Raw genomic sequence first — 1,627 nt, 5'->3', positions numbered from 1 at the left:
ATCGAACCCGGAGATAGCTGGTTCTCCCCGAAATAGCTTTAGGGCTAGCCTCGGGGGATGTCATGCGGAGGTAGAGCACTGATTGGGCTAGGGGTCTTACCAGATTACTGAACCCGTTCAAACTCCGAATACCGTATGATTACCCCGGGAGTCAGACAGTGGGGGATAAGCTTCATTGTCGAAAGGGAAACAGCCCAGACCCTCAGCTAAGGTCCCCAAGTACGTGCTAAGTGGGAAACGATGTGGGATTGCATAGACAACCAGGATGTTGGCTTAGAAGCAGCCACTCATTTAAAGAGTGCGTAATAGCTCACTGGTCGAGTGGTCCTGCGCGGAAAATGTAACGGGGCTCAAGCACGACACCGAAGCTAGGGATTTCCATAGAAATATGGGAGTGGTAGGGGAGCATAGTGTTCAGCAGTGAAGTCGTACCGTAAGGAGCGGTGGAGCGGACACTAGAGAGAATGCAGGAATAAGTAGCGAAAAGACAGGTGAGAATCCTGTCCGCCGAAAGCCTAAGGTTTCCTGAGGAAGGTTCGTCCTCTCAGGGTAAGCCGGGACCTAAGCCGAGGCTGAAAAGCGTAGGCGATGGACAACGGGTTAAAATTCCCGTGCCACCACGGTCCGTTTGAGCAATGGGGTGACGCAGAAGGGTAGACCAGCCGGCTGATGGATGCCGGTCCAAGCGAGTAGGGTGTTTAGTAGGTAAATCCGCTAAACGTTAAGCCTGAGACGTGACGGAGTGCGAAATTTAGTAGCGGAATTGGTTGATCCCAAGCTGCCAAGAAAAGCCTCTAGCGAGGAACCAGGTGCCCGTACCGCAAACCGCCACAGGTAGGCAAGAAGAATATTCTAAGGCGCGCGAGAGAACCCCTGTTAAGGAACTCGGCAAATTGACCGCGTAACTTCGGGAAAAGCGGTGCCCCATGCTCGTGAAAGTTTTACACTGTAAGCGAGAAGGGGCTGCAGAGAAATGGCCCAGGCGACTGTTTACCAAAAACACAGGTCCCTGCAAAGTCGCAAGACGACGTATAGGGGCTGACGCCTGCCCAGTGCCGGAAGGTTAAGGGGAAGGGTCCGACTTTTAGTCAAAGCTCTGAACTTAAGCCCCGGTAAACGGCGGCCGTAACTATAACGGTCCTAAGGTAGCGAAATTCCTTGTCGGGTAAGTTCCGACCTGCACGAATGGCGTAACGATCTGGGCGCTGTCTCGACGGGGGGCTCGGCGAAATTGTATTACCGGTGAAGATGCCGGTTACCCGCGGTTAGACGGAAAGACCCCGTGGAGCTTTACTCTAGCTTGGCATTGAGTTTTGGTAAGCAATGTACAGTATAGGTGGGAGACTTAGAAGCCAGGGCGCCAGTCTTGGTGGAGTCGACATTGGGATACCACTCTTTGGTTACTGGAATTCTAACTTCAAGCCGTAAGCCGGATGAAGGACATTGCCAGGTGGGGAGTTTGACTGGGGCGGTCGCCTCCCAAAGTGTAACGGAGGCGTCCAAAGGTTCCCTCCGCGCGGTTGGAAATCGCGCTTCGAGTGCAAAGGCATAAGGGAGCTTGACTGCGAGACTGACAAGTCGAGCAGGGACGAAAGTCGGGCTTAGTGATCCGGTGGTTCCGAGTGGA

General features: G+C 53.7%; 1 rRNA gene. It reads left to right on the top strand.

The window, feature by feature from the left end:
* Positions 1-1,627: ribosomal RNA gene (locus HF312_21540) — 23S ribosomal RNA — on the top strand; the annotation flags it as partial.

Source organism: Ignavibacteria bacterium (assembly GCA_025612375.1).
Taxonomy (GTDB): domain Bacteria; phylum Bacteroidota; class Ignavibacteria; order Ignavibacteriales; family SURF-24; genus JAAXKN01.
Note: the sequence above shows the minus strand (reverse complement) of the source record. Positions and strands in the feature narration are given on the sequence as shown.